A 26105-nucleotide genomic window follows, 5' to 3' on the forward strand; every position below is an offset into this window, starting at 1 on the left:
CCCGGGTTCAGTGATGATGATGGCCGTCGTCGTGAGCCTGTTTTACCGGTTTGGGGGCATCCGCATCCACCGAGATCTCCACGTCTACCTCGCCCACCTGCTTAAACTGCAGGGTCAGGGGAAAACGGTCTCCCAGCTGGGGCGCCCGCTTCAGCCCCATCAGCATCAGGTGATGGCCACCCGGCGCCAGGATTACCGCTTCGCCTGCCGGCACCGGCAGGTTCTCAAGCTGGCGCATTTTCATCATGTCACCGTCCATCAGGTGGGTATGAATTTCCACCCGCTCGGCCAGGGGGGTGCTGGCGCCCAGCAGCACATCACCGGTCTGACCCTGGTTGCTGATCACCAGATAGGCGCTGCCGTTGGTCACCATGGGCGGAACCGGACGGCTCCAGGGGTGATCGATATGCAGCCCGCCCTGCTCATACTCATGGGCCAGGGCGCCGCTGGCGCTCAGCAACAACAGTGAAGCAACGGCACTACGCAGCATCTTCATGGGCTTACTCCTGAAAATAAAAAGACAGTGCCCGGGTCCGGGCAGCCGGGAACGTCATTACAAAGCGCCATGTTAACACGAATAAAAACGCCGGAAGTGCAGCGAAATAACGCACTTCCGGCTTATGGCGCGTGATGACAGGGCGCTGATTATGATGCTGCGGTTTCGGCGCTCACCGTGGTCTCCGGCTCAGCATCCCCCTCATCGGCGCGCCGGCCCAGCAGGCGCAGGCCGGCGGCCATGGCCAGGGAGCAGATGATAATGCCCAGCCACCAGGGCATGCCATAGGCCACGGGCACCACGCCAAACAGGGTAGCGATCACCCCCACAAACAGCGCATAGGGCAGCTGGGTGCGCACATGCTCCACCAGACCACAGCCCGAGGCCATGGCGGCCAGAAGGGTGGTTTCGGCCAGGGGCGAACAATGATCCCCCCATACCGCGCCGGCCAGCACCGCCGCCACCGAGGCGTAGAACAGGTGCATGGCGTCCGGGTCGCCGGCCAGGCCATGGTGCTGCAGCACCGCCCAGGCCAGCGGCACCACCAGGGGCATCATGATGCCCATCACGCCCCAGGACGAGCCGGTGGCAAAGGCGGTAAAGGCCGACAACACAAACACGCTCACCGGGATCAGCTCCGGCTGCAGGCTGTCGCTGAGCACGCTCACCAGGTAATCGCTGGTGTTCAGGGTCTCGTTCACCGACGACAGCGCCCAGGCCATCATCAGAATGGTGATGGGCAGCAGCATCGACTTCACCCCTTCAAACCAGTAATGGGCGGCCTCGTCCATGCTCAGCAGGCCCTGCAGCCGGGTCATCACCAGCGCCACCAGGGTGCTGAGCAGAGAGCCCCACATCATGGCGGTAAAGGAATCGCTGTTGCCAAACACGTCACGCAGGCCGGCCTCGGCGGGAAAGCCCAGCTCACTCATGCCGGTATACCAGATACCGCCAAGGGTGGTGAGCACCAGCACCGTCATGGGAATAATGGCGTTCAGCGCGCGGTGGGGAATGCCCGGCTTGGCATCTATGCTGGCTTCCTCGGCGATGGCTTCCCGGTCGGTGAGGGCATCGTCCGCTTCCGCCTGCCGGCGTACCGCCCGCTGCTCGGCCCTGAGCATGGGACCAAAATCCCGGCCACTGAGGCTGATCATAAACACGAACAACAGCGCCAGAATGGGATAGAAGCTGTAGCTGATGGAAGCCATAAACACGCCGTAAGCGGAGCCGTCAAAACCGTCCACCAGGCCGAGGGCCTCATCAATCAGCCCCACCTGAAAACCGATCCAGGTGGTCACCAGCAAAATGGCCGACACCGGAGCAGCGGTGGAGTCCACCAGGTAGGCCAGCTTTTCCCGGGAGATACGCAGCCGGTCGGTGATGTTGCGCATGGTATTGCCGACGATCAGCGCATTGGCGTAGTCGTCAAAGAAAATGGCGGTGCCCAGCAGCCCCGTGGTGGTCTGGGCGCTGCGCCGGCCGCGTACGAAGCGGGTAATGTGATGAGCAATGCCGACGGTACCGCCGTTGCGGGAGATGATGCCCACCATGCCGCCGATCAGCAGGCAGAACAGCACCACCGACATATGCTCGGCGTCGCTGGCGGCGGCCAGCACGTGCACGTTCACCGAGTCGAGCACGCTGCTGAGCAGCTTGTCGCCGGCCAGGCCATAGCCCAGCCAGCCGCCACAACAGATGGCCACAAACAGCGCCAGTATCACCTGCCGGAACGCCAGCGCCAGCACAATGGCCAGCAGCGCCGGCACCACCGACAGCCAGGCGGCAATGGCCGGGCTGGCCGCTTCGGCAAGCACAGCACCTGCCTCGCTCTGCAGGCTGAGCGCCAGGCTGTCGGCCTGGGTCAGCAGCTCTATGGTCGCCTCGCCATCTTCAAGGGTCACCGGCTGGCGGTTTTCTTCCTGCACCAGCCAAAGCGGCCCGGTGCCGGTCACCGTCACTTCAAAGGGAATGCCCTTCAGCACCAGGGCCGGGGCTTCAAGGGTGGGGCCATCGGCCCGGGCCAGCCCGGGCAGCAGTAAAACAAGGGCAAGCAGCGGCATCAGCCAGCGGCGCATGTTACATCCTTCCATGGGACTTTCTCCTGTCAGACCGAACGCAGATACCAGTCATACTCCTGAGAGCTGACGTGGCGCATAAACAATTGCCGCTCACCGTAGCGGTTGGCGTGGTACACCCGGCAAAACTCCTGGCCCAGATATTCCGGCAGGATCTCGTTTTGCTGCCACTGATCCAGCGCCTGGATCCAGCTGTTGGGCAGGCTGGGCGGGTGGCTGGCGTAGGCGTTGCCGCTCACCGGCTCGGATGCGGTCAGCTGTTGGGTCAGGCCATAATGAATGCCGGCCAGTATGCTGGCCACCAGCAGGTAGGGGTTGGCGTCGGCACCGGCCACGCGGTGTTCCAGCCGGCGGGCCGCGGGGTTGCCACCAGGCACGCGCACCGCCACAGTGCGGTTGTCGGCACCCCAGGTCTGGCTCATGGGCACGTAATAGCCGGGCTGAAAACGGCGGTAGCTGTTGGCGTTGGGGGCAAACACCACCATGGACTCGGGCATCAGCGCCAGCACCCCGGCCACCGCCTGTTGCAGCAGCTCGTTGCCCAGCGGGCTGTCGTCCCGGCTGCAGAAACGGTTATTGCCCTCGTTGTCGATAAGGCTCACATGAATATGAGTGCCGCTGCCCGCCTCCTGGTTGTAGGGCTTGGCCATAAAGGTGGCTTCCATGCTGTGGCGGGCCGCCACTCCCTTGATCAGTCGCTTGAGCAACACCGCTTCGTCGCAGGCCTGCATGGCATCGGGTCTGTGCTTGAGGTTGATCTCGAACTGGCCCGGGGCGCACTCGGCAATGGCGGTGTCCACCGGCAGCTTCTGGATCATGGCCGCCTGCTGAATGCTCTCGATAAAGTCGCAGTAGTCATCGAGATCCGACAGCGAATACACCTGACACTGACGATCCCGTTTGCCGCTCACCGGCGACACCGGCGGCTGCAACTGATGCTCGTCGTCCCGATCCCGGTCGATCACATAAAACTCGGTTTCCACCGCCACCACCGGGGTCAGCCCGAGATCAGAAAAACGATCCAGCACCCGCTGCAGCACATGGCGGGGATCGTACACAAAGGGGCTGTGATCGTTCTCAAACATGCTCATTAACAGCTGGGCACAGGGCCTGTCCTGCCAGGGCACCCGGCTCAGGGTGCCGGGCACCGGAAAGCACAGCCGATCGCCCTCGCCCTGATCCAGCCCCAGGCCGGTTTCCTCAATGGTGTTGCCGTTAATGTCGAGGGCAAACAGCGAGGCCGGCAGGCAGACCCCTTCTTCATAGGCCTTGAGCAGACTGTCTCTGGGAATACGCTTACCGCGGATCACCCCGTTGATGTCACCGATCATCAGATCGATGGAATTGATATCCGGGTTTCGTTCCAGAAACTCCCGGGCCTCTTGCATGCCCCTGTCACTCATGGTGACCTCCATGTTGTGTTTTAGTAACCATCCAGAATGTCATTTGTTATAGGATAATGAACAAATCAAGACAATCACTCAAGCACCCCAAAGGTTAACACATTGTGAAAAAGAGTTAACCTCGTCACATTATTTAAACCATTACTCGCTTTTAAAGCCGTTATTTACTGGATTTTGTGCGATTGCCGTGCTTCCATGCCGTTATGGATTCGGCACACGGAGCCGTTGAATATATAAACCATACGGTTTGAGCAGGTGACACTATGGAAAGAATAATGCACAAGCCCCTGATCGGCGTGACCGCCTGTCAGCGACAGATTGAAGGGCACCATTGCCATATGGTGGTGAACAAGTACGTGGACGCCCTGCGCCACTCGGCGAACGTGGAGGTGGTGCTGCTACCGGCCCTGGCCGAAGGCCTGAACGAAGGGATCCTCGAGCGGCTCGACGGCCTCTGCCTGACCGGCAGTTACAGCAATGTGGATCCGCGTTATTACGCCACGGATCAGGATCGTGCTGACTGCCGGCTGGATCCGGATCGGGACGGATCCGCGCTGTCACTGATCCGCACCGCCCGCAAGCTGCAACTGCCGCTGCTGGGGATCTGCCGCGGCCTGCAGGAAATGAACGTGGCCTGGGGCGGCAGCCTGCGCCAGCCACTGCAGGCGCTGCCCGGCCTGATGGATCACCGCGAGCCGGACACCGACGGGGTGAACTCTCATTACGAACCGGCCCACGCCCTCAGCCTGAACCCGGACGGCATGCTGCACCGGCTGACCGGTGAGCTGAACTTCGAGGTGAATTCGCTGCATCAGCAGGGCATCGACCGCCTGGGGCAAGGCCTGATGGCCGAGGCGCTGGCGCCGGACGGCCTGGTGGAAGCCATCAGTGATCCCACCCTGCCCTTTGCCCTGGGCGTGCAGTGGCACCCGGAATGGCGCACCGACGAGCACCCGCTCTACGCCGCCATCTTTACCGCCTTTGGCACCGCCTGCGCCCACTACCGGGACACCATCAAGACCTGACAGCAGGCTCATTCGAACAAGAGGGGACAGGCCGTTGCCGAAGCCATGGCCTGTATCCGAGATAGTCACATGAACGAAAAGGACACCATCATGCATCAGTACAACACTCAAGAACTGCGCCAGCAGGACGGCCAGCACCACCTGCACCCCTTTACCGACACCAAGGATCTGGGCAGCAACAGCCGCATCATCACCGGCGCAGAAGGCATCTATATTATTGATTCGGAAGGCAACCGCATTCTCGACGCCATGGCCGGCCTGTGGTGCGTCAACCTGGGCTATGGCCGCCGGGAGCTGGTGGAGGCCGCCACCGCCCAGATGACCGAGCTGCCCTACTACAACAACTTCTTCAAGACCGCCCATCCGCCGGCGATCAAACTGGCCCAAAAGCTCACCGAGCTGGCCCCCGAGCACATCAATCATGTGTTCTTTACCGGCTCCGGCTCCGAGTCCAACGACACGGTCGTGCGCATGGTGCGCCGCTACTGGCAGCTCAAGGGCCAGCCGGAGAAAACCGTGATCATCGGCCGGCGCAACGGCTACCACGGATCCACCGTGGCCGGCGCCAGCTTGGGTGGCATGGCACCCATGCACGAGCAGGGCGGTCCCATGCTGGCGGACGTAGAGCACATTGCTCAGCCCTACTGGTTTGGCGAAGGCCGGGAAATGAGCCCGGAAGCATTCGGCCTGCTGGCGGCCCGCTCCCTGGAGCAAAAAATCAAGGAGCTGGGCGTGAACCGGGTGGCGGCCTTTATCGCCGAACCGGTGCAGGGCGCCGGCGGCGTGATCATTCCGCCCGAGAGCTACTGGCCCGAAATTCAGCGCATCTGCGATCACTACGGCATTCTGCTTATTGCCGACGAGGTGATCTGCGGCTTTGGCCGGCTGGGACAGTGGTTCGGCAGCCAGCACTTCAACATCAAGCCCGATCTCATGCCCGTCGCCAAGGGCCTGTCTTCCGGCTATCTGCCCATCGGCGGCGTGCTGGTGGGCGACCGGGTGGCCGACACCCTGATCGAGCAGGGCGGCGAGTTCTACCACGGCTTTACCTATTCCGGTCACCCGGCCTGCGCCGCCGTGGCCCTGCGCAATCTGGAGCTGATGGAACAAGACGGCGTGCTCGAGCAGGTACGCGAGGTAACCGCGCCCTACTTTGCCGAGCGCTGGGCCAGCCTGGCCGATCACCCTCTGGTGGGCGAGGCCCGCAGCCTGGGGCTGCTGGGTGCCCTGGAGCTGGTGGCCGACAAGACCACCATGGCCCGCTTTGAGCCGGGCATCGGCGGCCGCTGCCGGGACAACTGCTTTAATACCGGCATAGTGATGCGCTCCGTGGGCGAAACCATGGTGGTGTCGCCGCCCCTGGTGATCACCAAAGCTGAAATTGACGAGCTGGTGCGTCTGGCCCGGGAAAGCCTGGACGCCACCGCCCGCCAGCTGGGCATCATGGACTGAGGAGGCAATCATGAGCCAACACACTCTTGCCCACTGGCAAGCCCTGAGTGAAGGACTGCGGCCCGAGGGCCGCGCCTTTATCAACGGCCGCTACTGCGAGGCCATTTCCGGCAAACGCTTTGCCAGCTTTAACCCGGCCACCGGCGCCCAACTGGCCGAGGTGGCCAGTTGCGACGAGCAGGACGCCAGCCTGGCAGTAACCCATGCGCGCACCGCCCTGACCCACTGGGCCGGACTGGCCCCGGCGGAGCGCAAACAGGTATTGCTGCGCTTTGCCGAACGGGTGGAAAGCCACGCCGAGGAGCTGGCGCTGCTGGAAACCCTGGACATGGGCAAACCCATCGCCAACAGCCTGAATGTGGATCTGCCCGCGGCGGTGCGCTGCCTGCGCTGGAATGCCGAGGCCATCGACAAGGTGTATGGCGAGATCGCCCCCACCACGTCCAGCAGCCTGGGACTGGTGACCCGGGAACCCCTGGGGGTAGTGGCCGCCATCGTGCCCTGGAACTTTCCGCTGATGATGGCCTGCTGGAAAATCGCCCCGGCCCTGGCCGCGGGCAATACCGTGATTTTAAAGCCGTCGGAGAAATCCCCGCTCAGCGCGCTGCGGCTGGCGGCCCTGGCGTTTGAAGCCGGACTGCCCGCCGGCGTGCTGCAGGTGCTGCCCGGCTACGGCCATACCGTGGGCAAGGCCCTGGCGCTGCATATGGACGTTAACGCCCTGGCCTTTACCGGCTCTACCGGCGTGGGCAAGTTGCTAACCCAATACGCGGGCGAGTCCAATATGAAGCGCACCTTTATGGAGTGCGGCGGCAAGAGCGCCAATATCGTGTTTGCCGACGCCGGCAACCTGGAGCATGTGGCGCAGCAGGCGGCCCAGGCCATTTTCTACAACCAGGGCGAGGTGTGCATCGCCGGCTCCCGGCTGCTGGTGGAAAACAGTATTAAAGATGAACTGGTGGAGCGCCTTGTGCATCATGCGGCCGCCTGGCAACCCGGCAACCCATTGGATCCGGCCAGCCCCATGGGCGCCATTGTGGATGCCACCCAGCTCGACGGCATTGCCGGCCATGTGGCGGCGGCGCTGAAACAGGGCGCGCGTCTGCGCACCGGCGGCGAGCCGGTAAGCATCAACGGTGGCCTGTATTTTGCCCCCACCGTGTTCGATGACGTGGATAACAGCATGGCCCTGGCGCGGGAAGAAGTTTTTGGCCCGGTGCTGGCGGTGATCGGCTTTGACAGCGCCGACGAAGCGGTGGCCATTGCCAACGACTCCCCCTATGGCCTGGCGGCGGCGGTATGGACCCAAAATCTCGACAAGGCGCTAACCACGGCCCGGCGGCTGGAGTCGGGTCAGGTGTTCGTCAATAACTACGCCGGCGGCGACATGACGGTGCCTTTTGGCGGTTACAAGCAGTCCGGCAACGGCCGCGACAAGTCACTGCACTCCCTGGCCGAATACAGCCAGCTGAAAACCACCTGGATAGAGTTCGGGGCGGGCTGATCGTCATGTGAAGCACCAGCAGGGTTGCCTTCTTCGACACGCTTCATTGAATGCCACTCATTAAAAAGCCTGCTGCGAACATACTTAATGTTCGTTCAGGCTTTTTACTTCGTCACGGCGAGCAAGCTCGCCCCATGTACGCTCGGAAAATGCCTTCCATGGCATTTGACGGTCGGCTCCGGCAATCCCTGCTGTTGCTTCAGGAAGGTTCAGCGTCGTTTGATATGGCTCAAAAATGCTTGGCCGGCGTCGAGCAGCTGACGATGCGGCAGGGCTTATCGCTGTTATTGCGAAAGCGGTGGGGCTGGGTGGTGGAGAAGTAGTAGCTGTCGCCTTCCTTCAGCAGCCGGTGCTGGGCACCTATGGTGATTTCAATTTCCCCTTCGATCACCACGCCGGCTTCCTCGCCGTGATAGGCCATCATGTCGTGGCCGGTGTCCACGCCGGGAGGGTAGGTTTCCACAATAAAGGACATGGCCCGGTTTTTTCGGTTATAGCCCACCAGTTTCAGGGACAGGTTGCCGCTGCCCACGTCCTGCAGCTCGTCGGGGCTGAAAAAGATCTGATCGGTGTTTTCCAGATCCAGGGTAAAGAACTCCCCCACCGTCATGGGAATGCCATCCAGGATCTTCTTCAGAGAGCTCACCGACGGACTGACCTTGCCCTGCTCAATCAGCGACAGGCTGGAGTGGGTCACGCCGGTGCGTTTGGCCAGCTCCCGCTGGGAAATATTGCGCATCAGGCGCACCGCCTTGAGGCGGGTGCCCACATCGTTGGCGTCGTCGCCGCCCTGCTTCGCCGTTGTCATGTTGCTCCGTTAATCAAAAAGAAAACCCTCGGGCAAATTCTACCCAATGGCAAAACAGGCTGTAAATTCAATTCCGTACCGCTCAGAGTCCGGCTCGCTCCAGCCGGGTGGCCATGTCGCTCAGTCCATCGAGGCCCTGAATATCCGTGGGCTGCAGATACAGCGGATAACGGGACAAATCGGCAAACAGCCGTGCAATCTCGGCCAGATGCGTTTTTTCCTGTTCCCGCCGCTGCGCCAGAAAGGTGCCGTCGGCTTCATCGGGCAGAATCCGGTTCACCACCAGACCGGCCAGGGGCAGTTTTTCTTCCTGCAGTGCTGTAACCGCCCGTTCGGTTTCCAGTATCGGCAGCTTTTCGGGGGTCAGCACGAACAACAGCGCGGTCTGGTCGCTGTCGGTCAGCAGCCGGCGAGTGCGCTGAAACAGCCGCTGGCGCGCCAGCAGGGTGTCGGTAATGGATTTGGTGCGTTCGTCCATGCCGGCGGTTTCGTGGGCCCGCGGATCGCCAAAGGGGCTGTCCACGTCCTTGCCCGGAGTCAAGTGATCCAGCACTTGCCCCAGTTTTTCCGAACGCTGGTTGCTTGTCAGCATCCCTTGCGTCCAGGCGGCCATGGCCTCGGGCAGGCTGAGCAGACGCAGGGTGTGACCGGTGGGTGCGGTGTCGAAAATCACCAGATCATGGGTTTGCATCCCTTCTTCCATCACTCGGGCCATGCGCTCCAGCAGCGCCGCTTCCTGCGCGCCCGGCGACTGGCGGGTAAGGCGCATCTGCCGCTCCACCTCGCCGTACATCTCGGGCCGGGTAAAGCGCTTGAGCTGGGCCAGCACCCGGGCCAGGTGCTGCTCCACCTCGTGATCCGGGTCCAGCTCGAGGCCGTCGAGGTTGGGGGCCAGCCGGGTAATGGTGTCGCCGATTTCCCGGCCAAAGGCGTCGGCCAGGCTGTGAGCGGGGTCGGTGGATACCAGCAGGCAGCGCTTGCCCCGGCGGGCCGCCAGCAGCGCCAGCGACGACGACACAGTCGTCTTGCCCACGCCGCCCTTGCCCCCCACCAGCAATACGCGCTTGTCGGTCAGTAACATGTAATATCTCCAAATAGTAAGGCCGGCATTGAAGCCGGCCCCGGTGTGCGAAATGTTGGGATTCGCTTCGCTCATCACCAACCTTTGCCAAGCCAGAAGACAACTCAATCAGCAGCAGCGGAAGTGATCCAGCGGTGAGTGCTCCATGCCCATGCGCTTGTGCCAGTCGTGAAACCGCTCCAGCAGCAGGGGCTGCAGCTCCAGGGTGTAATAGGAGGCCGGGTTCGGCACCCCCATCATTTCCGAGAACACCAGCAGCATAAAGAGATCGTCTTCCTCGCGCCGGGCCCGGGCAATGGCCGCCCGGTAGGGCGCGTTATACACCTCTTCCGCATAGCGGCTGGCCCGGTTTATCCAGGCCAGCACCCGCTTGATTTTCACGACTGGTCTCCGGCCTGCTCGGCCTTGCCGCTGCGCAGTTTGGTCAGGGTGGCGCCGCATTCCAGCGCCACCAGAATGGCCGCGCCCAGCACCACCAGATCCAGCGCAAACAGGAACCAGTTGGCCTGATCATAAAAGCCCTTGAGCTGGATCAGCAGCGCCAGCACCGTCATCACCAGCAGGAACAGCAGGGGGATCAGGGTCACCAGCATGGGCCGGCCCATACGCGCCAGCATCACTGTGATCACCAGCAGGGTCAGGCCCGCCAGCAGCTGGTTGGTGGTGCCGAACAGCGGCCAGATCAACAGGCCGCCGGAGCCGTCACCACCGGAGCCAAAGGCCAGCAACAGGCAGGAGCCCACCGCCAGCAGGGTGGCCGGGGCCGCCTTCTGCATCCAGTTGATTTTGTAGATGACGCCCCATTCCTGAAAGATGTAGCGCTGCAGACGCAGGCCGGTGTCCATGGTGGTGCCGGCAAACAGCACCGCCATCACGGTAAGAATGGTCTGGGACAACTCAATATCAAAGCCCAGGCCGTTGCTCAGGATGTTGGCGCCCCCCTGCACAAAGGCGGCTACGCCGCCCTGACCAAAGCCGCTGTAAATGGCCTGCCAGTCGGCCAGGGTCGCAAAGCCGGCGGTGGCGGCAATAATGGCGGCCAGTGCCAGGCAGCCTTCACCAATGGCGCCGAAATAGCCCACAAAACGCAGATCGGTTTCCTTGTCGAGCTGCTTGGAGGTGGTGCCGGACGACACCAGGCCGTGAAAGCCGGAGATGGCGCCACAGGCAATGGTGACAAACAGCAGCGGCACCAGTGAGGGCGTGCCTTCCGGCACATTGTCGTTAAAGGCCGGCGCCACCACATCCGGAGCCGACAGCAGCACGGCGCCGTAGAGCAGACCCAGACCCACAAACAGCTGCAGGCCATTGATGTAGTCCCTGGGCTGCAGCAGCATCCACACCGGCAGCAGCGAGGCAATGGCGGCATAGACGAACAGCAGAATGATCCACTGGGCCTTGTCGGTCATGCCCATAAACATTTCCGGCAGCGCCAGGGGCATGGAAGGACCGGCCCAGATCAGGGCATAGAGAGCGATCACCCCCACCACCGACACGGTAAGCAGGCCAATCATCTTGCGGTAAATCAGCTGACCGATGATCAGCGCCACCACAATGGCGCCCCACACCGGCACCACCGAGGTCTGAAACTTGGTGAGCAGGCCGGCGATCACCACGGCGAACACGGCGTTCACCATCAGCAGCACCAGGAAGATGACGATCATGAAAATGCTGCGGGCGCGCTTGCCCACCACATCGCCGGTGAGCGCGCCCACCGATTTGGCCTTGTTGCGGTTACTGGCCCAGATGGCCCCTGCATCGTGCACGCCGGCAAAGAAGATGGTGCCGAACACCACCCACAAAAAGGCCGGCACCCAGCCCCAGATCACCGCGATGGCCGGCCCCACAATGGGCGCAGCACCGGCCACCGAAGTAAAGTGGTGGCCCCAAAGCACAAACTTGTTGGTGGGCACATAATCCACCCCGTCTTCAAATTCATGAGCCGGCGTGCGAAAGCCGGGGTCCAGCCGAAATATTTTTTCGGCCACGAATTTTGAATACACAAAATAGCCGAGCGCCATGGCGCCCAGCCCGCATAACATCAGGAATATGGCATTCATTGCTTTGCACTCCCGTAAAGAGTTTTTCTTATCATTGTTAGCTTTCCCGGCATCGTCAAACCGGGTTCCGAAAGGCCCCCAATAAAAAGGAAAAACCACGAATAATCAATACGGTAACAACAAATTCAAATAAACCCGAAAAAAGATAAAATTATGAAAACACCAATTTCCGGACAACAACAATAAAAACCACCACACCATTACGGGATGGCAGTTGATATCACCAACAGAAAAATTAGATAAAGAATAATAACAGGCCTCGATCAGACCATAATTTATTCTTCCCGGAAAATGGTGATCTGGCTGAAGCCCAGCTTGCGGAAATATTCTTCCCGGAATTCCTTCATGGTCTTGCGGTCATTGCGGCTGATATTGGCCAGCTGATCTTCCATGCGGCGAAACTCCGCCAGATCCAGGCCTTCGGCGGTAGCAATGGCATCATAAATGCTGTGGTGCTTGTCGTTGGCGTAACCAATCTCTTTTTGCTGCTTGCGGTAGTGGTAACGAATGCGAAAGGCCATGGAAAGCTCCGTAAAAGACGTCATTGTCGCTGCAAACCGTGCTCAGGCTCAAGTAAACACTGCCAGTCTGCGCCCGCTGCCCGGTACACGATAACCTGATACAGGCTACGTCCGTTAAACACCAGCATCTCTGACCTGCTACTGTGTGGGGCATTGAGTTTCCCGCCTCTGTAATTGTGCCTTCTATACTGAACACAGTCTGTCAGCCGGAGCTCACCATGACCCACCTCAGCACCGAACGGGATGCCATTCTCGACACCGCCCTGCACCTGGCCCTGCACCGGGGCTGGCACGGCTTCAGCCTGCGCGAGCTGGCCGAGTCCCGGGAGCTGAGTCTGGCGGCGCTGAACCGGCATTTTCGTTCCAGGGATGACCTGGCCGAGGCCCTGTTCGACCGGGCCGACGACGCCCTGCTGAGCCTGCCCCTGGATCCTGAGGAGCCCACACACGAGCGCCTGCTCACCGGCATCATGGTCTGGCTCGATTATCTGGCGCCCTACCGTCCGCTGGTGAAGGAGATGCTGGGCTACAAGCTGGAGCCCGGCCACCTTCACCTGCAGGCTCACGGCATTACCCGCATCAGCCGTACCGTGCAGTGGCTGCTGGAAAGCGCCGACTGGCAGGCCACCGGCTGGCGCCGCAGTGCCGCCGAAGTCACGCTGACCGGCATCTACCTGACCGCCGTGGCCAGCTTTGTGGTCGACACCAGCGCCCACCTCAACACCACCCGCACCCTGGTGCACGGCCTGCTGAGCCGCAGCGGCCGGCTGCTGCAATAAAACCTTTCAGTGTTATCGCAGCAGCGGTAGCATAATTACAACACCCTGTTTTAACTGGAAAAGTCATATTCCGTGATCGCCGCTGAACGCAAGGACGGCCACCTGCTCAAACTGTCGCGCATTCTGCGTGAGGCCACCGAGCACCGACTCGATCTCTACCTGTTCGTGCCCGGCGAGCTGGGCCTCAACAGTCAGGTGCTGCCGGAAGACAACTTCTATCACAACGCCATACACAGCACCCGCACCTACTTCAGCGACCGTCCTCACCTGCCCCTGGTGCACAGCCGGCTGGCGGAGCGGGGCAAGCTCACCCCCGAGCAATACCGGGTCAGCCTCAGCCTTTACGGCTACCAGTATGTGGTGGGGCTGGAGCAGTCCTGCCACGATCTGCGCAACCGCATGGAAGAGGTCGTCCAGGACGAGGTGGAAGAAGTGGTGGCCCTGGCCCAGGATATTCTGCGGCGGCTGCGCCGCCGGGTGCCGAGCGACGACACCCTGCGCAAGTACTACACCAATATCGACAATTACGTGTCCTGGTTCACCGAGCAGCGGCTGCTGTCACTGGTGGCTCACCTGCCCCGCAACGGTGACTACAAGACGGTCAAATCGCTGTTGCTGGAGGTCTGCGCCATTGAGCGCCAGCACCGCATCGACAACGAATACAACACCGCCCACGCCAGCGATTCGCTGTCGCGCATTTCCAACAAGATGCGGCTGCTGCGCCGGCTGATCGAATATCCGGTCACCCTCAAGGAGCGCACCCGGGAGCTGGGCGGTGGCGAGCAGAAGCTGCTCAAGGCGGTGGTCACCGCCGTGGTGATGACCACGGTGTCGCTGGCCGCCTACGAGGTGCGTGAAACCCTGGGGGGGATTTCCCTGATGGTGATCCTCGCCCTGGCGGTGCTCTACGCCCTGCGCGAGCTGTTCAAGGACGATCTGCGCAACACCCTGTGGCGCTGGCTGCGCAAGGGCCGGCCCAAGTGGCGACGGCAATATTTTGATGTACACAGCACCCAACTGGTGGGGCGCCAGCTGGAATGGTTCGACTACCAGCGTCCGTCCCGGGTGCCCGCCGAGGTGCGCGCCGCCCGCCGGGCCAGCATCAGTCAGCGGGAAGAGGTGGTGATGCACTACGGCAGTCACTCCCGCATGCTGCCCACCCGCTTTCTCACCGGGTATGAACAGACCCGGGAAAGCCTGCAACTGGATCTGACCATGCTGGCCCGGCTGATGGAAAAGGGCTCCCATCATGTGTATCAGCTGAAGGAAAACCAGGTGTCACGCCAGCCGGTAGAAAAACGTTACCTGTTCAATCTGGTCACCCGGGAAGTACAGGGCCAGAAGCCGCCGGTGCTGCAACGCTGGAAGGTGGTGGTGAGTCGTTCCAAGATCGTGGAGGTGGAGGAAATCCCCCAGAAGAAAAAAGTCTGAAAAAACTGTAATAACTCTCCCCTTTTGTCAGACCAAGATAATGAAAGACGGCCACTGCCGTGCTTTCCTTAAATCGACGGACTGAACAAAAGGATACCCACCATGAACAAAGCCAACACTGCCACCGCCCTCGCCTTTGCCCTGGGTACCGCCCTGGCCGCTTCCGGCCCGGCCCTGGCCGACAGCCATGCCGGCGCCAAGGACGACATGGAAAAATGCTACGGCGTGGCCCTGGCCGGTAAAAATGACTGCGCCGCCGGCCCCGGCACCACCTGCGCCGGTACCTCAAAAACCGATTATCAGGGCAACGCCTGGAAACTGGTTCCCGCCGGCACCTGTCTGGAAACCGATTCACCCACCTCGCCCACCGGCAAGGGTCAGCTCGACGCCTTTGAAGAAGTCAGCGCCTGAGCCTGAGGAGGCACCATGGACCATCACTCTTATCGTGCCGGCACCGGTGCCTCCTGCCTGCCGGCCTCGGCCGGGCTGGGGCTCAAGCTGCAGCACGCCGAAGACATTCTCGCCACACGCCCGGCCCTGGGCTTTGTGGAGATTCACGCGGAAAACTTTATGGTGGATGGTGGCCCCCGCCATTACTACCTGAGCCGACTTCGAGAGCATTACGCCCTGTCGGTGCACGGCGTGGGCCTGTCGCTGGGGGGCATGGATCCCCTCAACGAAGAGCACCTGGCCCGGCTGGCCCGACTGGTGCAGCGCTACCAGCCCGAGGCGGTGTCGGAGCACCTGGCCTGGGCCGGCCACGGCGGGCGCTTTCTCAATGACCTGCTGCCTCTGCCCTATACTCCCGCCAGCCTGCAGCGGCTGTGCGATCATATCGACCGGGTGCAGCAGGTGCTGGGTCGCCCCATTTTGCTGGAAAACCCCGCCACCTATGTGCGCTTTGCCGAGTCCTCTCTGGACGAGGCCGACTTTATTTATGAGGCCGTGCGCCGCAGCGGCTGCGGCCTGTTGCTGGATGTAAACAACGTTTATGTATCGGCGGTCAACCACCGGCTGGACGCTCAAAGTTACATTGCCACCCTGCCCCTGGATCGGGTAGGTGAGGTGCATCTGGCGGGCTTTGATGAACAGCAGGACGACAGCGGTGCGCCCCTGTTAATCGACCATCACGGCAGCCCGGTGGCCGAGCCGGTATGGGCACTGTATCAATGGCTGCTGGAGCGCACCGGCCCCCTGCCCACCCTGCTGGAGCGGGACAATAATGTGCCCGCCCTGAACGAGCTGCTGGCGGAAACCGGCCATATACACCGGCTGTTGGCGGAAGCCGGACAGAAGGAGCGCCGCCATGCATAATGACTTTGCTACTGCCCTGCTCAACGCGGATCTGCCGGTACCCGCCGCCATTGCGGGCCACCCCGGTCGCCGGGCCCGCTTCAATGTGTACCGCAACAATGTGCGGGTATCGCTGACCGAGGCCCTGGCGGCCCGGTTTCCGGTATGCCGGCAGCTGGTGGGGGAAGACTTCTTCAACGCCATGGCCGGTGTGTATATCGAACGGTCGCCACCGGTGTCACCGCTGCTGACCGACTATGGCGACACCCTGCCCGGCTTTATTGAGGGCTTCCCCCCCGCCAACCGCCTGCCCTGTCTGGCCGACATGGCCCGGCTCGAGTTGCTGGTGCAGCAGGTACTGCATGCCGCCGACACCGATCCACTGCCGCCTGACCAGCTGCAGGCACTGCTGGCCGACCCTGAACGGCTGGCCCGCCAGGGTCTGCGACTGACGCCCGCCTGCGCCCTGCTGCGCTCGAATTTTGCGGTAGGCTCACTGTGGCTGGCTCATCATGGCGAAGGCCAGCTGAAAGACATACGCACCGCCACGCCGGAAAACCTGCTGCTGCTGCGTACTGGCCTGTCGGTCAGGCTGCAGCGCCTGTCCCCCGCCGAGGCCACCTTTATGGCCTGCCTGCTGGCCGGCGCGTCGCTCGGCGCCGCCCTGGAGCACAGCCTGCAACAGCAGGCAGACTTCAGCCCCGCCACCGTGCTGCAACGTCTGCTGGAATGGCGGGCGATAACCGGACTTGTGACGCAAGGAGAGGCACCATGACCCTGACTCAACAATGCTGCCGGCTGCGGGCCTTACTCAACCGGCTGCCCCATTCCCTGATCGCCCTGCTGGGCCGGTTTTCCATCGCCGCCGTATTCTGGCGCTCGGGCCAGACCAAGGTGGACAACTTCAGCCTGGATATCGTCAGTGGCGAGTTCAGCCTGGGCTGGCCCAGCCTGAACCCGTCGGCGGTGTTTTTGTTCCGGGAAGAATACCGGCTGCCGCTGATCTCCCCCGAGCTGGGCGCCCTGCTGGCGGCCACCGCCGAGCATGTGTTTCCGCTGCTGCTGTTGCTGGGGCTGGCCACCCGGCTGTCGGCGCTGGCGTTGCTGGGCATGACCGGGGTGATTCAAGTGCTGGTCTACCCCGGCGCCTGGCCGTTGCACGGCATCTGGGCGACCGTATTGCTGCTGCTGATCGCCCGCGGCCCCGGCCTGGTGTCACTGGATCATTGGCTAACGAGAAAACGTTGTGATTAACTTGCAGTCAACCCCACAGACGCAAAAGACAAGGACTGTCATGGCTGCACCTTCGGAATTCACGCCCGAGCTGAACGAACAACTGCGGCTGCAGATGCTGAAATTCGCCACCCTGCAGCTGCGGGATCCCCACCTGGCGGAAGACGCGGTGCAGGAGGCCATGCTCGGTGCCTTTCGCTACGCCGACTCCTTTAACGGCCATTCCGCCTACAAGACCTGGGTGTTTGCCATTCTCAAGCACAAGATTGCCGATCAGATCCGCAAGCGCCAGCGCCTGACCACGGTGAGCGAGCTGACCAGCGAGGCCGATCAGCAGTTTGAAGACGCCCTGTTCAACCAGAATGGCCGCTGGCACAAGGAAGAGCGGCCGGTACGCTGGAGCTCCCCCGACGACAGCCTGGAAGACCAGCGTTTCTGGGAAATTTTCGAGGCCTGCCTGAACGGTCTGCCGCCCCGCCAGGCCAGAGTGTTCATGATGCGGGAATTCGTGGGGCTGGAAAGCCCGGAGATCTGCGCCGAGCTGACGCTCACCGTCAGCAATCTCAACGTACTGCTGTACCGGGCCCGGCTGCGGCTGCGCGAGTGCCTGGAAAACCGCTGGCAACAACAAGGAGACTGCCCATGCTGAACTGTCACCAGGCCACACAACTGATGTCGGAAAGTCAGGAGCGGCCCCTGACCACGGGCGAAAAACTGTCACTGAAAGTGCACACCCTGATGTGCGGCGCCTGCCACAACTTTCAGCAGCAGCTGCCGGTGCTGCGCCGGCTCTGCCGTGCCTATACCGAGCGTAAGGAACCGGACGATCCGAAACAGCCCGGCGCATAACCGAACGGCAATACGCTATCACTTTTCCCTTCTTGCCCCACCCATGGGGCCTTTTCCGGCGACTATTTCTTTCTTATTTGAACTTGAACACTTAAGTCCCGGCGCCCAAGTGTCATACAATGGGCGCCGGAAATTCCGCGCAGCGGGCTCAAGTCGAGCGCCAGTCCCGAATATCCTTCGGTACCAGGCGCACCCGCTGTTCCCCCAACATCAACCTGGGAAATAGGGAAATAATGACCACCAAACAATCGACCATCGTCTATACCCTCACCGACGAAGCCCCCGCACTGGCCACCTACTCTCTGCTGCCCATTATCCGCACCTTTACCGACGCCGCCGGCATTGATGTCACCCTGAGCGACATCTCCCTGGCCGGCCGCGTGCTGGCGGCCTTTCCCGAGCGTCTGACCGAGGAGCAGCGTGTGGCCGATGGCCTGGCCGAGCTGGGTGAGCTGACCCAGGATCCGCACGCCAACATCATCAAGCTGCCCAACATCAGCGCCTCCGTGCCCCAGCTGCGTGCCTGCATCAAGGAGCTGCAGTCTCAGGGTTATGACGTGCCCGATTTTCCGGAAAATCCCAAGACCGACGAAGACAAGGCCATTCGCGACGCCTACACCAAGGTGCTGGGCAGCGCCGTCAACCCGGTGCTGCGCCAGGGCAACTCCGACCGCCGTGCTCCCGCCGCAGTCAAGGCCTTTGCCCGCAAATATCCCCACTCCATGGGTGCCTGGAGCAAGGCGTCACGCTCTCACGCCGACTACATGAACGGCGGCGACTTCTTCTCCAGCGAGCAGTCCGTCACCATGGACAAGGCCCAGACCGTGCGCATCGAATTTATCGGCCAGGACGGCAAGCCCCAGCTGAAAAAGGAACTGCCGCTGCAGGAAGGCGAAGTGCTCGACAGCATGTTCATGAGCGCCAAAGCCCTGGAAAGCTTTTTTGAGCAGACCCTGCAGGAGTGCAAGGAAGCCGGCGTGATGTGGTCCCTGCACGTCAAGGCCACCATGATGAAGGTGTCTCACCCCATCGTGTTCGGCCACGCGGTCAAGGTGTTCTACAAGGAAGTGTTCGACAAGTACGGCAAGCTGTTTGACGAGCTGGGTGTGAACCCCAACAACGGCATGAGCAGCGTGTACGACAAGATCAAGAGCCTGCCCCAGTCCACTCAGGAAGAAATCGAGGAAGCCATTCACGACTGCTATGAGCACCGTCCGGAGCTGGCCATGGTGGACTCCGTGAAAGGCATCACCAACCTGCACGTACCGAGCGACGTGATCGTGGATGCCTCCATGCCCGCCATGATCCGCAACTCCGGTCAGATGTGGGGCCGCGACGGCAAGCTGAAGGACACCAAGGCAGTCATGCCCGAGTCCACCTATGCCCGTATCTATCAGGAAGTGATCAACTTCTGCAAAACCAACGGTGCCTTTGATCCGCGTACCATGGGCTCGGTGTCCAACGTGGGCCTGATGGCGATGAAGGCCGAGGAATACGGCTCTCACGACAAGACCTTTGAGCTGACCGAAAACGGCACCATGCGGGTGGTAAACGAGGCCGGCGAGGTGCTGATGCAGCACGACGTGGAAAAGGGCGACATCTGGCGTGCCTGCCAGACCAAGGACGCGGCCATTCGCGACTGGGTCAAGCTGGCCGTTAACCGCGCCCGCAACTCCGATACCCCGGCGGTATTCTGGCTGGACGACGAGCGCGCCCACGACAACGAGCTGCGCAAGAAGGTGGAGCACTACCTTCAGGAGCACGATCTGAACGGTCTGTCCATTCACATCATGTCCTACAACGAGGCCATTCGTTTCTCCATGGAGCGCATGAAGCGCGGCAAGGACACCATTTCCGTGACCGGCAACGTGCTGCGTGACTACCTCACCGATCTGTTCCCCATCATGGAACTGGGTACCTCCGCCAAGATGCTGTCCATCGTGCCCATGCTGGCCGGCGGCGGCATGTACGAAACCGGTGCCGGCGGCTCCGCGCCCAAGCACGTGCAGCAGCTGATGGAAGAAAACCACCTGCGCTGGGACTCCCTGGGTGAATTCCTGGCCCTGGCGGTGTCGCTGGAAGAGCTGGGCATCAAGGAAGGCAACGCCCGCGCCAAGATCCTGGCCAAGTGCCTGGACAAGGCCACCGAGCAGCTGCTGGACAACGGCAAGTCTCCTTCACGCCGTGCCGGTGAGCTGGACAACCGGGGCAGCCACTTCTATCTGGCCATGTACTGGGCCAAGGAACTGGCCGCCCAGACCGAAGACGCCGAACTGGCCGCCCACTTCGCGCCGCTGGCCAAGGCCCTGGCCGATAACGAAGAGAAAATCGTGAACGAGCTGAACGAAGTGCAGGGCAAGTCTGCCGGCGTTCAGGGCTATTACCACGCCGATCCGGCCGCCCTGGAGCAGGTGATGCGCCCCAGCACCACCCTGAACCAGACCCTGGAGCAGGCCAAAGGCTGAGCGCCTTTATAACCCGTCATAAAAACCCGGCGACCGCCGGGTTTTTTTATGCTTATCTCACGCGCCCAATCTGGGCGTCCACCGCCATTTCGCCCTTTACCCCCATGCTAAACTCAGGCCGTCTGATACGCTTCAGATGCAAAAGGAACCGTCGCCAATATGGCTCAATCTGCACGGCCAGGGAGTGGCGTTAAGCAACTTTCCCATTTTTGGAGCATAGCCTTCATGTACAGATTCATTGTGTGTTCTCTCGCCACCCTGCCGTTGCTGGCCCCTCCGGCCATGGCCCAATCCCTGAGCGGCAGCCTGGGTATTTCCGTGACCCAGGCCCCCGACTATCTGGGCAGTGACGATTACGAGGCGAGAGTGCTGCCGGACGCCAACCTCAAATACGGCGACCGGTTTTACTTCAACTGGCGGGACGGTTTGGGCTGGAACCTGTATCAGCAGCAGGATGTCACTCTGTCACCCTTTATCGGTTACATTCCGGGGCGGGACAACGACGGCGACCTGCACCGCTTTGAGAAAGTGGATGGCGGTCTGACCGGCGGCCTCCGCCTGAGCTACCGGCCCGGCCCCTGGAACCTGAGCCTGCAGGCCCAGGCCCCCCTTACCGGTGATGTGGACGGCTACCAGCTGACCCTGCGCGCCGGCTGGCGCGGACAAATTGCTCCCGACTGGTCCGCCGGCTTTGGCCCCAGCCTGACCTACAGCAGCAAGGAGTGGACGCAAAGCCTGTTCCGGGTGTCGGCCCGGGATGCCGCCCGCAGTGGTTTCAGCCGCTATGAACCCACCGATGGTTACTGGCGTCTGGGCCTGAGCGGCAACATCAATTACCGCTTTGCTTCACGCTGGTCGGTGACCGGCGTGGCCGGCATCACTCAACTCACCGGCGATGCCGAAGACAGCCCCATCGTCAGGCAGGCCGGTGACGCCACTCAGAGACTGGCCGGCCTGGTGCTGAGCTACCATTTCTGAGCCTGATGCAACGCGGCTTATAAACAAAAACAGGCAACCCGGTTTGCCTGTTTTGCGTTTTGTCGTCTACGCTGACGTTTCAGCCTGAGCAGTCAGTTTATTTATCATTGTAATATTTTGACCACTATCCATAAGAGTACAACCAAGCTCCTCTCCTCAATCACACAAATCACTCCAAAATTCGCAAATTTCTCATAAAACTTTGAACATAACCCTACAAATCACAGCACAAAGCCAAAATTGACTTGCTCGCCATCTCACCAAAATGTATTTATACGAGCCCCTTTTCTTGCGTCTTATAGCTTATTTTGCCAGTCTATAACCGAAATTAAGGTTAGAGCACGAAACCAAAATGGAGCACCAAATGGATATGCAAAAGGGATTCAAGTTCAAGCTCAAAAAACTGGCCGGCGTGTCGGCCCTGGCTCTGTTCGCCTGCGGCGCCGCTCAGGCCGATACCTGGCGTTATGCCCACGAGGAGTACGAAGGCGACGTGCAGGACGTGTTCGCCCACAAGTTCAAGGAATACATCGAGGAAAACTCGAATCACCAGCTGCAGATCTACCGCTTTGGTGAGCTGGGTGAGTCGGACGACATTATGGAGCAGACCCAGACGGGCATTCTGAACTTTGTGAATCAGTCACCCGGCTTTACCGGCGCCCTGATCCCGGAAGCACAGATTTTCTTTATTCCCTACCTGATGCCCACCGACATGGAAGACGTGGTGAGCTTCTTCCGTGAAAGTGAAGCCATTAACGAGAAGTTCCCCAAACTTTACGCGGAAAAAGGCCTGGAGCTGCTGCAGATGTACCCGGAAGGGGAGTTCGTGGTGACCCTGGACGAGCCCATCACCACCCCCGAACAGCTCAAGAACAAAAAGGTGCGGGTAATGACCAACCCGCTGCTGTCGGAAACCTACTCCGCCTTTGGCGCCACCCCCACGCCCCTGCCCTGGGGTGAGGTGTACGGCGCGCTGCAGACCAACATGATCCAGGGGCAGGAAAACCCCATCTTCTGGATCGAGTCCGGCGGCCTGTATGAAGTGTCTCCCAACCTGATCTTTACCGGTCATGGCTGGTTTACCACCGCCATGATGGCCAACCAGGACTTCTACAACGGCCTGTCGGACGAAGACAAACAGCTGGTGCAAAAGGCCTCGGACTACGCCTTTGAAGAGATCCTTGAACATATCGACGGCCTGGCCGAGCGCTCGCTGGAGAAGATCACCAGCAACAGCGATGAGGTCACCGTGACCCGCCTGAACGAAGAGCAAATCGCCGCCTTCCGCGAACGCGCGCCCCAGGTGGAAGCCAAGTTCATTGAAATGACCGGTGATCGCGGCAAGGAGCTGCTCAACACCTTTAAAGAAGATCTCGAAAAAGTCACCAACTAACCGATAACGGGGCGCATGACGCCCCTTTTTCCTTTCGGCCTGTATTCCGGCCAGGGAGCACGGCATGAATAACAAAACAAACGAACCCGTTGAAGACGACACCGCCGGCTACAGCTCGGGCCTGCCCGGCATACTGGGCTGGGTGGACGAAGGCATTGCCCGCATTGAGGCGGTCATGCTGGCGGCCGGCGTGTTGCTGATGGCCATCAACACCTGCGCCAACGTGATTGCCCGCTTCGTCTTTGGCGAAGGCTTTTTTTTCTCCGGCGAAATCAACCGCATTCTGATTATTTTGATCACCTTTGCCGGCCTCGGCTACGCCGCCCGTCACGGCCGTCATATTCGCATGTCGGCCATATACGACTCGCTGTCGGTCAGGGTGCGCAAGGTACTGATGGTGCTGATCGCGCTGTTTACCTCGGCAGTGATGTTTTTTCTCTGTTATCACGCCTACGGCTATATCGAGAGTCTGTACAGCCGGGGCCGTATTCTGCCGGCGCTGGGCTTTGAAATCTGGTGGATTTATCTGTGGGTGCCGGTGGGCTTTGCCATTACCGGCGTTCAGTATTTGCTGACCGCCGTCAAAAACATCACCAGTCGCGGCGTGTACCTCTCCACCGGAGTGGTGGACGGCTACGACGACACCGAAACCGAAGTGTAAAGGGCTGACTCCATGGCAACACTGTTAATGTCGATCATGATTGGCCTGCTGCTGCTGGGCTTTCCCATGATGATTCCGCTGATCACCGCCGCCGTGGTGGGCTTTTTCATGATGTTCGACGGCTTTGGCCAGATGGGCACCTTTATTCAGCAGATGATGGGCGGCATTCGCCCGGCCTCGCTGATTGCCGTGCCCATGTTTATTCTGGCCGCCGACATCATGACCCGGGGCCATTCCGCCGACCGGCTGATCAATATGGTGATGGCCTTTATCGGCCACATCAAGGGGGGGCTGGCCATCAGCACCGCCACCTCCTGTACCCTGTTCGGCGCCGTATCCGGCTCCACCCAGGCCACGGTGGTGGCGGTGGGCTCGCCGCTGCGGCCCAAAATGCTGCGCGCCGGTTATTCCGACCCCTTCACCCTAGCGCTGATCATCAATGCCAGCGATATCGCCTTTCTGATCCCGCCGAGCATCGGCATGATCATCTATGGCGTGATTTCGGAAACCTCCATTGCCGAGCTGTTTATCGCCGGCATTGGCCCCGGGCTGCTGATCCTGTTTATGTTCTCCCTCTACTGCCTGTATTACGCCCACAAGAACGAAGTGCCCACCGAGCCCAGGGCCAGCTGGCGCGAACGCGGCGTGGCCGTGCGCCAGGCGCTGTGGCCGCTGTTTTTTCCGGTGATTATCGTGGGAGGTATTTACGGCGGTATATTCAGCCCCACCGAAGCCGCCGCCGTCTGTGTGCTCTATGCCTTTCTGCTGGAATTTGTGGTGTTTCGCTCGCTGAAGCTGCCGGATATTTACCGCATCGCCAAGTCCACCGGGCTGATCACCGCCGTGGTGTTTATTCTGGTGGCGGTGGGCAACGGCTTTTCCTGGATATTGTCGTTCGCCCAGGTGCCCCAGACCATTCTGGAGTCGGTGGGCGTGAACGAGGCCGGCCCGGTGGGCGTGCTTATCGCCATTTGCGTGGCCTTCTTTATCGCCTGCATGTTTGTAGACCCCATTGTGGTGATCCTGGTGCTGACCCCCATTTTCGCCCCGGCCATTCAGTCTACCGGGCTGGATCCGGTACTGGTGGGGGTGCTGATCACCCTGCAGGTGGCCATCGGCTCGGCCACGCCGCCCTTTGGCTGTGACATTTTCACCGCCATCGCCATTTTCAAACGGCCCTATATGGAAGTGATCCGCGGCACGCCGCCCTTTATCTTTATGCTGGTGGCCGCCGCCGGGCTGATTATCGCCTTTCCCGACATTGCGCTGTATTTCCGGGATCTGGCCTTTGCGGACTGACAGGAGGCTGAGTGTTTAAACGAATCGTGGTGGCCGTGGACGGCTCCGAATCGGCTCTGAAGGCAGTGGACAAGGCGGTGCAGTTGCAGCAGCTGCTGCCCGAGGCAGAAATCTACCTGATCTGCGTGTACAAGCATCACAGCCTGTTTGAGGCCAGTCTGTCCATTGGCCGGCCGGCGGAGATGGACATACCCGACAAGGTGCTGTCGGACTACGCCAAAGAGGTGGTCAACTTTGCCAAGGCCCATGCCCTGAACAAGGGCGCCACCCACCTGCGCGGCTTTGTGCGCGGCGGCAGGCCTTCCAAAGTGATCGTGAAATTCGCCAAAGAAAAGGAAGCGGATCTGATAGTAGTCGGCACCCGCGGCACCCACAGCGACAAGGAAGGCATGCTGCTCGGCAGCGTCTCCCACCGGGTCACCAGCGCCGCCAGATGCCCGGTGCTGGTGGTGTAAATAACAAAGGGGCCTTTCAGGCCCCTTTTTCAATGCCGGCAACCAGTTATCAGAAATGCCAGCTAAAGCCGGCCATTACACCATTCACTTCATAATCATTGCGATTAATCAACTGGGCATATTCCACAAAGAAAGCCACACCGTTGGGATTACGCATATCCCGGAAGCGTACGCCGATACCGTAGCTGAAATCATCTTGGGAATCAGAGATCTTGACTTGACGTGCGAGCCTTCTTTCTTCGGCTTTCACCTTGGTCCAGCCCAGCAGACCATAAACCGACATAAAGTCCTGAATGGGGATCTGCGGCAGTGCATAAACACCAAAGTAATGCTTCAGTTCGCTCTCGATAGCACCACCATCGAGTTCATCACTACCCACCCCCTTGCCATAACGGCCCTCAAAGGCCAGATAAGGCGAAGGCTGAACCCCCAGATTAATACCAACCGTATTCCAGTCCGGTGATTCACCCGCAAAATCATTATCCAGATCCAGACTCAGCTGCGCATAATTCAGCCCTACATAAAATTCGGGCTGGGAATACATGGCCGGCTGGGAAAAGGGAGCCGAACCCGAGCCATGGTTATAGCCATACGTCTGGGCCTGTACGCCTGCGGCCAGCAGGCAGGACGCCGCGACCAGTGCTTTTATTTTCATATGCCACTGTCCTTGTTTGTATTTTTCGTGGTTTATACCCGTGCTTAAAGCGCACCGAAGCAGAATAGCCAACTCCCTGATTTATTCCAACGCATAATCACAAATTCCGGATGAGGCTCACTTTGTTCGGGAGTGGTTCCGGCTCTGGTAAACTTCGCGCCATACTGAAAGCCGGATACTCAGCAGCAA

General features: G+C 60.7%; 26 protein-coding genes. 17 read left to right on the plus strand and 9 right to left on the minus strand.

Annotation, left to right across the window (positions count from 1 at the left end; translation table 11 throughout):
• Positions 1 to 7 precede the first annotated feature (7 nt).
• The 3 genes from DA373_RS10680 to DA373_RS10690 form a co-directional block, all read right to left on the minus strand.
• Positions 8 to 496: a copper chaperone PCu(A)C gene (locus DA373_RS10680; protein WP_107852300.1), complete on the minus strand. Its 489-nt coding sequence runs from the start codon at positions 494 to 496 to the stop codon at positions 8 to 10.
• 149 nt (positions 497 to 645) lie between these two features.
• Positions 646 to 2586, minus strand: a complete 1941-nt coding sequence (locus DA373_RS10685) for a Na+/H+ antiporter NhaC family protein (protein ID WP_107852301.1) — start codon at positions 2584 to 2586, stop codon at positions 646 to 648.
• Positions 2587 to 2600: 14 nt separating this feature from the next.
• On the minus strand, positions 2601 to 3974 hold the full coding sequence (locus DA373_RS10690; RefSeq protein ID WP_107852302.1) for a glutamine synthetase family protein: 1374 nt from the start codon (positions 3972 to 3974) through the stop codon (positions 2601 to 2603).
• A gap of 275 nt (positions 3975 to 4249) precedes the next feature.
• Between DA373_RS10690 and DA373_RS10695 the strand changes: the two genes are divergently transcribed.
• From DA373_RS10695 to DA373_RS10705, 3 genes are all read left to right on the plus strand, one after another.
• The gene (locus DA373_RS10695; RefSeq protein WP_107852303.1) at positions 4250 to 4999 is read left to right on the plus strand and encodes a gamma-glutamyl-gamma-aminobutyrate hydrolase family protein; all 750 of its coding nucleotides are present in this window, start codon (positions 4250 to 4252) and stop codon (positions 4997 to 4999) included.
• A gap of 90 nt (positions 5000 to 5089) precedes the next feature.
• A complete protein-coding gene (locus DA373_RS10700; protein ID WP_232821253.1) occupies positions 5090 to 6451 on the plus strand; it encodes an aspartate aminotransferase family protein in 1362 nt (453 codons plus the stop codon).
• Positions 6452 to 6461: 10 nt separating this feature from the next.
• Positions 6462 to 7955, plus strand: coding sequence for an aldehyde dehydrogenase (locus DA373_RS10705; protein WP_107852305.1), 1494 nt, complete (start codon positions 6462 to 6464; stop codon positions 7953 to 7955).
• A 229-nt stretch (positions 7956 to 8184) separates the two neighbouring features.
• On the opposite strand, the gene DA373_RS10710 is transcribed toward DA373_RS10705, so the two are convergent.
• From DA373_RS10710 to DA373_RS10730, 5 genes are all read right to left on the minus strand, one after another.
• Complete coding sequence (locus DA373_RS10710) at positions 8185 to 8763, minus strand: cupin domain-containing protein (RefSeq protein ID WP_107852306.1); 579 nt, start codon at positions 8761 to 8763, stop codon at positions 8185 to 8187.
• Positions 8764 to 8845: 82 nt separating this feature from the next.
• A complete protein-coding gene (locus DA373_RS10715; RefSeq protein WP_107852340.1) occupies positions 8846 to 9844 on the minus strand; it encodes an ArsA family ATPase in 999 nt (332 codons plus the stop codon).
• A 108-nt stretch (positions 9845 to 9952) separates the two neighbouring features.
• Entirely contained in the window at positions 9953 to 10225 is a 273-nt protein-coding gene (locus DA373_RS10720; RefSeq protein ID WP_107852307.1) for a cory-CC-star protein, read from the minus strand.
• On the minus strand, positions 10222 to 11904 hold the full coding sequence (locus DA373_RS10725; protein ID WP_107852308.1) for a carbon starvation CstA family protein: 1683 nt from the start codon (positions 11902 to 11904) through the stop codon (positions 10222 to 10224). Before DA373_RS10725 ends, DA373_RS10720 begins: the two co-directional genes overlap by 4 nt.
• Positions 11905 to 12179: 275 nt before the next feature.
• Positions 12180 to 12425, minus strand: a complete 246-nt coding sequence (locus tag DA373_RS10730) for a DUF2960 domain-containing protein (RefSeq protein ID WP_107852309.1) — start codon at positions 12423 to 12425, stop codon at positions 12180 to 12182.
• Between the two features lie 218 nt (positions 12426 to 12643).
• Between DA373_RS10730 and DA373_RS10735 the strand changes: the two genes are divergently transcribed.
• The 14 genes from DA373_RS10735 to DA373_RS10800 all read left to right on the plus strand — a co-directional run bounded on the left by DA373_RS10735 (position 12644) and on the right by DA373_RS10800 (position 25261).
• Complete coding sequence (locus tag DA373_RS10735; protein WP_107852310.1) at positions 12644 to 13204, plus strand: TetR/AcrR family transcriptional regulator; 561 nt, start codon at positions 12644 to 12646, stop codon at positions 13202 to 13204.
• 72 nt (positions 13205 to 13276) lie between these two features.
• Entirely contained in the window at positions 13277 to 14635 is a 1359-nt protein-coding gene (locus DA373_RS10740; RefSeq protein ID WP_107852311.1) for a hypothetical protein, read from the plus strand.
• Positions 14636 to 14737: 102 nt separating this feature from the next.
• Positions 14738 to 15046, plus strand: coding sequence for a BufA1 family periplasmic bufferin-type metallophore (locus DA373_RS10745; protein WP_107852312.1), 309 nt, complete (start codon positions 14738 to 14740; stop codon positions 15044 to 15046).
• Between the two features lie 15 nt (positions 15047 to 15061).
• Positions 15062 to 15949 (plus strand): MNIO family bufferin maturase, encoded by an 888-nt coding sequence (bufB, locus tag DA373_RS10750; RefSeq protein ID WP_107852313.1) that lies wholly within the window; start codon positions 15062 to 15064, stop codon positions 15947 to 15949.
• On the plus strand, positions 15942 to 16703 hold the full coding sequence (locus DA373_RS10755) for an HvfC/BufC N-terminal domain-containing protein (RefSeq protein ID WP_107852314.1): 762 nt from the start codon (positions 15942 to 15944) through the stop codon (positions 16701 to 16703). Before bufB ends, DA373_RS10755 begins: the two co-directional genes overlap by 8 nt.
• Positions 16700 to 17182, plus strand: coding sequence for a DoxX family protein (locus DA373_RS10760; RefSeq protein WP_107852315.1), 483 nt, complete (start codon positions 16700 to 16702; stop codon positions 17180 to 17182). Before DA373_RS10755 ends, DA373_RS10760 begins: the two co-directional genes overlap by 4 nt.
• Positions 17183 to 17222: 40 nt before the next feature.
• Positions 17223 to 17810 (plus strand): RNA polymerase factor sigma-70, encoded by a 588-nt coding sequence (locus DA373_RS10765; protein ID WP_107852316.1) that lies wholly within the window; start codon positions 17223 to 17225, stop codon positions 17808 to 17810.
• Entirely contained in the window at positions 17804 to 18010 is a 207-nt protein-coding gene (locus DA373_RS10770) for an anti-sigma factor family protein (protein WP_107852317.1), read from the plus strand. The genes DA373_RS10765 and DA373_RS10770 overlap by 7 nt, the downstream gene beginning before the upstream one ends.
• Positions 18011 to 18243: 233 nt before the next feature.
• Positions 18244 to 20475 carry an NADP-dependent isocitrate dehydrogenase gene (locus tag DA373_RS10775; protein WP_107852318.1) on the plus strand — a complete coding sequence of 744 codons (2232 nt, stop codon included), beginning with the start codon at positions 18244 to 18246 and terminating at the stop codon, positions 20473 to 20475.
• A gap of 225 nt (positions 20476 to 20700) precedes the next feature.
• Entirely contained in the window at positions 20701 to 21453 is a 753-nt protein-coding gene (locus DA373_RS10780; protein ID WP_107852319.1) for a MipA/OmpV family protein, read from the plus strand.
• Positions 21454 to 21817: 364 nt separating this feature from the next.
• Positions 21818 to 22846 (plus strand): TRAP transporter substrate-binding protein, encoded by a 1029-nt coding sequence (locus DA373_RS10785; RefSeq protein ID WP_107852320.1) that lies wholly within the window; start codon positions 21818 to 21820, stop codon positions 22844 to 22846.
• Positions 22847 to 22910: 64 nt separating this feature from the next.
• Entirely contained in the window at positions 22911 to 23507 is a 597-nt protein-coding gene (locus tag DA373_RS10790) for a TRAP transporter small permease (protein WP_107852321.1), read from the plus strand.
• A 12-nt stretch (positions 23508 to 23519) separates the two neighbouring features.
• Positions 23520 to 24806 (plus strand): TRAP transporter large permease, encoded by a 1287-nt coding sequence (locus tag DA373_RS10795; RefSeq protein WP_107852322.1) that lies wholly within the window; start codon positions 23520 to 23522, stop codon positions 24804 to 24806.
• 11 nt (positions 24807 to 24817) lie between these two features.
• A complete protein-coding gene (locus DA373_RS10800; RefSeq protein WP_107852323.1) occupies positions 24818 to 25261 on the plus strand; it encodes a universal stress protein in 444 nt (147 codons plus the stop codon).
• 49 nt (positions 25262 to 25310) lie between these two features.
• Here DA373_RS10800 and DA373_RS10805 read toward each other — a convergent pair whose 3' ends face one another.
• The gene (locus DA373_RS10805) at positions 25311 to 25916 is read right to left on the minus strand and encodes a porin family protein (RefSeq protein ID WP_107852324.1); all 606 of its coding nucleotides are present in this window, start codon (positions 25914 to 25916) and stop codon (positions 25311 to 25313) included.
• Positions 25917 to 26105 lie beyond the last annotated feature (189 nt).

Source organism: Oceanimonas marisflavi (genome assembly GCF_003049725.1).
Classification (GTDB): domain Bacteria; phylum Pseudomonadota; class Gammaproteobacteria; order Enterobacterales; family Aeromonadaceae; genus Oceanimonas; species Oceanimonas marisflavi.

What these genes read in the sequence shown, in the direction of transcription:
- DA373_RS10680 (WP_107852300.1), bottom strand. Translation starts at nt 496, where the DNA reads ATGAAGATGCTGCGTAGTGCCGTTGCTTCACTGTTGTTGCTGAGCGCC.
- DA373_RS10685 (WP_107852301.1), bottom strand. Translation starts at nt 2,586, where the DNA reads ATGGAAGGATGTAACATGCGCCGCTGGCTGATGCCGCTGCTTGCCCTT.
- DA373_RS10690 (WP_107852302.1), bottom strand. Translation starts at nt 3,974, where the DNA reads ATGAGTGACAGGGGCATGCAAGAGGCCCGGGAGTTTCTGGAACGAAAC.
- DA373_RS10695 (WP_107852303.1), top strand. Translation starts at nt 4,250, where the DNA reads ATGCACAAGCCCCTGATCGGCGTGACCGCCTGTCAGCGACAGATTGAA.
- DA373_RS10700 (WP_232821253.1), top strand. Translation starts at nt 5,090, where the DNA reads ATGCATCAGTACAACACTCAAGAACTGCGCCAGCAGGACGGCCAGCAC.
- DA373_RS10705 (WP_107852305.1), top strand. Translation starts at nt 6,462, where the DNA reads ATGAGCCAACACACTCTTGCCCACTGGCAAGCCCTGAGTGAAGGACTG.
- DA373_RS10710 (WP_107852306.1), bottom strand. Translation starts at nt 8,763, where the DNA reads ATGACAACGGCGAAGCAGGGCGGCGACGACGCCAACGATGTGGGCACC.
- DA373_RS10715 (WP_107852340.1), bottom strand. Translation starts at nt 9,844, where the DNA reads ATGTTACTGACCGACAAGCGCGTATTGCTGGTGGGGGGCAAGGGCGGC.
- DA373_RS10725 (WP_107852308.1), bottom strand. Translation starts at nt 11,904, where the DNA reads ATGAATGCCATATTCCTGATGTTATGCGGGCTGGGCGCCATGGCGCTC.
- DA373_RS10730 (WP_107852309.1), bottom strand. Translation starts at nt 12,425, where the DNA reads ATGGCCTTTCGCATTCGTTACCACTACCGCAAGCAGCAAAAAGAGATT.
- DA373_RS10735 (WP_107852310.1), top strand. Translation starts at nt 12,644, where the DNA reads ATGACCCACCTCAGCACCGAACGGGATGCCATTCTCGACACCGCCCTG.
- DA373_RS10745 (WP_107852312.1), top strand. Translation starts at nt 14,738, where the DNA reads ATGAACAAAGCCAACACTGCCACCGCCCTCGCCTTTGCCCTGGGTACC.
- bufB (WP_107852313.1), top strand. Translation starts at nt 15,062, where the DNA reads ATGGACCATCACTCTTATCGTGCCGGCACCGGTGCCTCCTGCCTGCCG.
- DA373_RS10755 (WP_107852314.1), top strand. Translation starts at nt 15,942, where the DNA reads ATGCATAATGACTTTGCTACTGCCCTGCTCAACGCGGATCTGCCGGTA.
- DA373_RS10760 (WP_107852315.1), top strand. Translation starts at nt 16,700, where the DNA reads ATGACCCTGACTCAACAATGCTGCCGGCTGCGGGCCTTACTCAACCGG.
- DA373_RS10765 (WP_107852316.1), top strand. Translation starts at nt 17,223, where the DNA reads ATGGCTGCACCTTCGGAATTCACGCCCGAGCTGAACGAACAACTGCGG.
- DA373_RS10770 (WP_107852317.1), top strand. Translation starts at nt 17,804, where the DNA reads ATGCTGAACTGTCACCAGGCCACACAACTGATGTCGGAAAGTCAGGAG.
- DA373_RS10775 (WP_107852318.1), top strand. Translation starts at nt 18,244, where the DNA reads ATGACCACCAAACAATCGACCATCGTCTATACCCTCACCGACGAAGCC.
- DA373_RS10780 (WP_107852319.1), top strand. Translation starts at nt 20,701, where the DNA reads ATGTACAGATTCATTGTGTGTTCTCTCGCCACCCTGCCGTTGCTGGCC.
- DA373_RS10785 (WP_107852320.1), top strand. Translation starts at nt 21,818, where the DNA reads ATGGATATGCAAAAGGGATTCAAGTTCAAGCTCAAAAAACTGGCCGGC.
- DA373_RS10790 (WP_107852321.1), top strand. Translation starts at nt 22,911, where the DNA reads ATGAATAACAAAACAAACGAACCCGTTGAAGACGACACCGCCGGCTAC.
- DA373_RS10795 (WP_107852322.1), top strand. Translation starts at nt 23,520, where the DNA reads ATGGCAACACTGTTAATGTCGATCATGATTGGCCTGCTGCTGCTGGGC.
- DA373_RS10805 (WP_107852324.1), bottom strand. Translation starts at nt 25,916, where the DNA reads ATGAAAATAAAAGCACTGGTCGCGGCGTCCTGCCTGCTGGCCGCAGGC.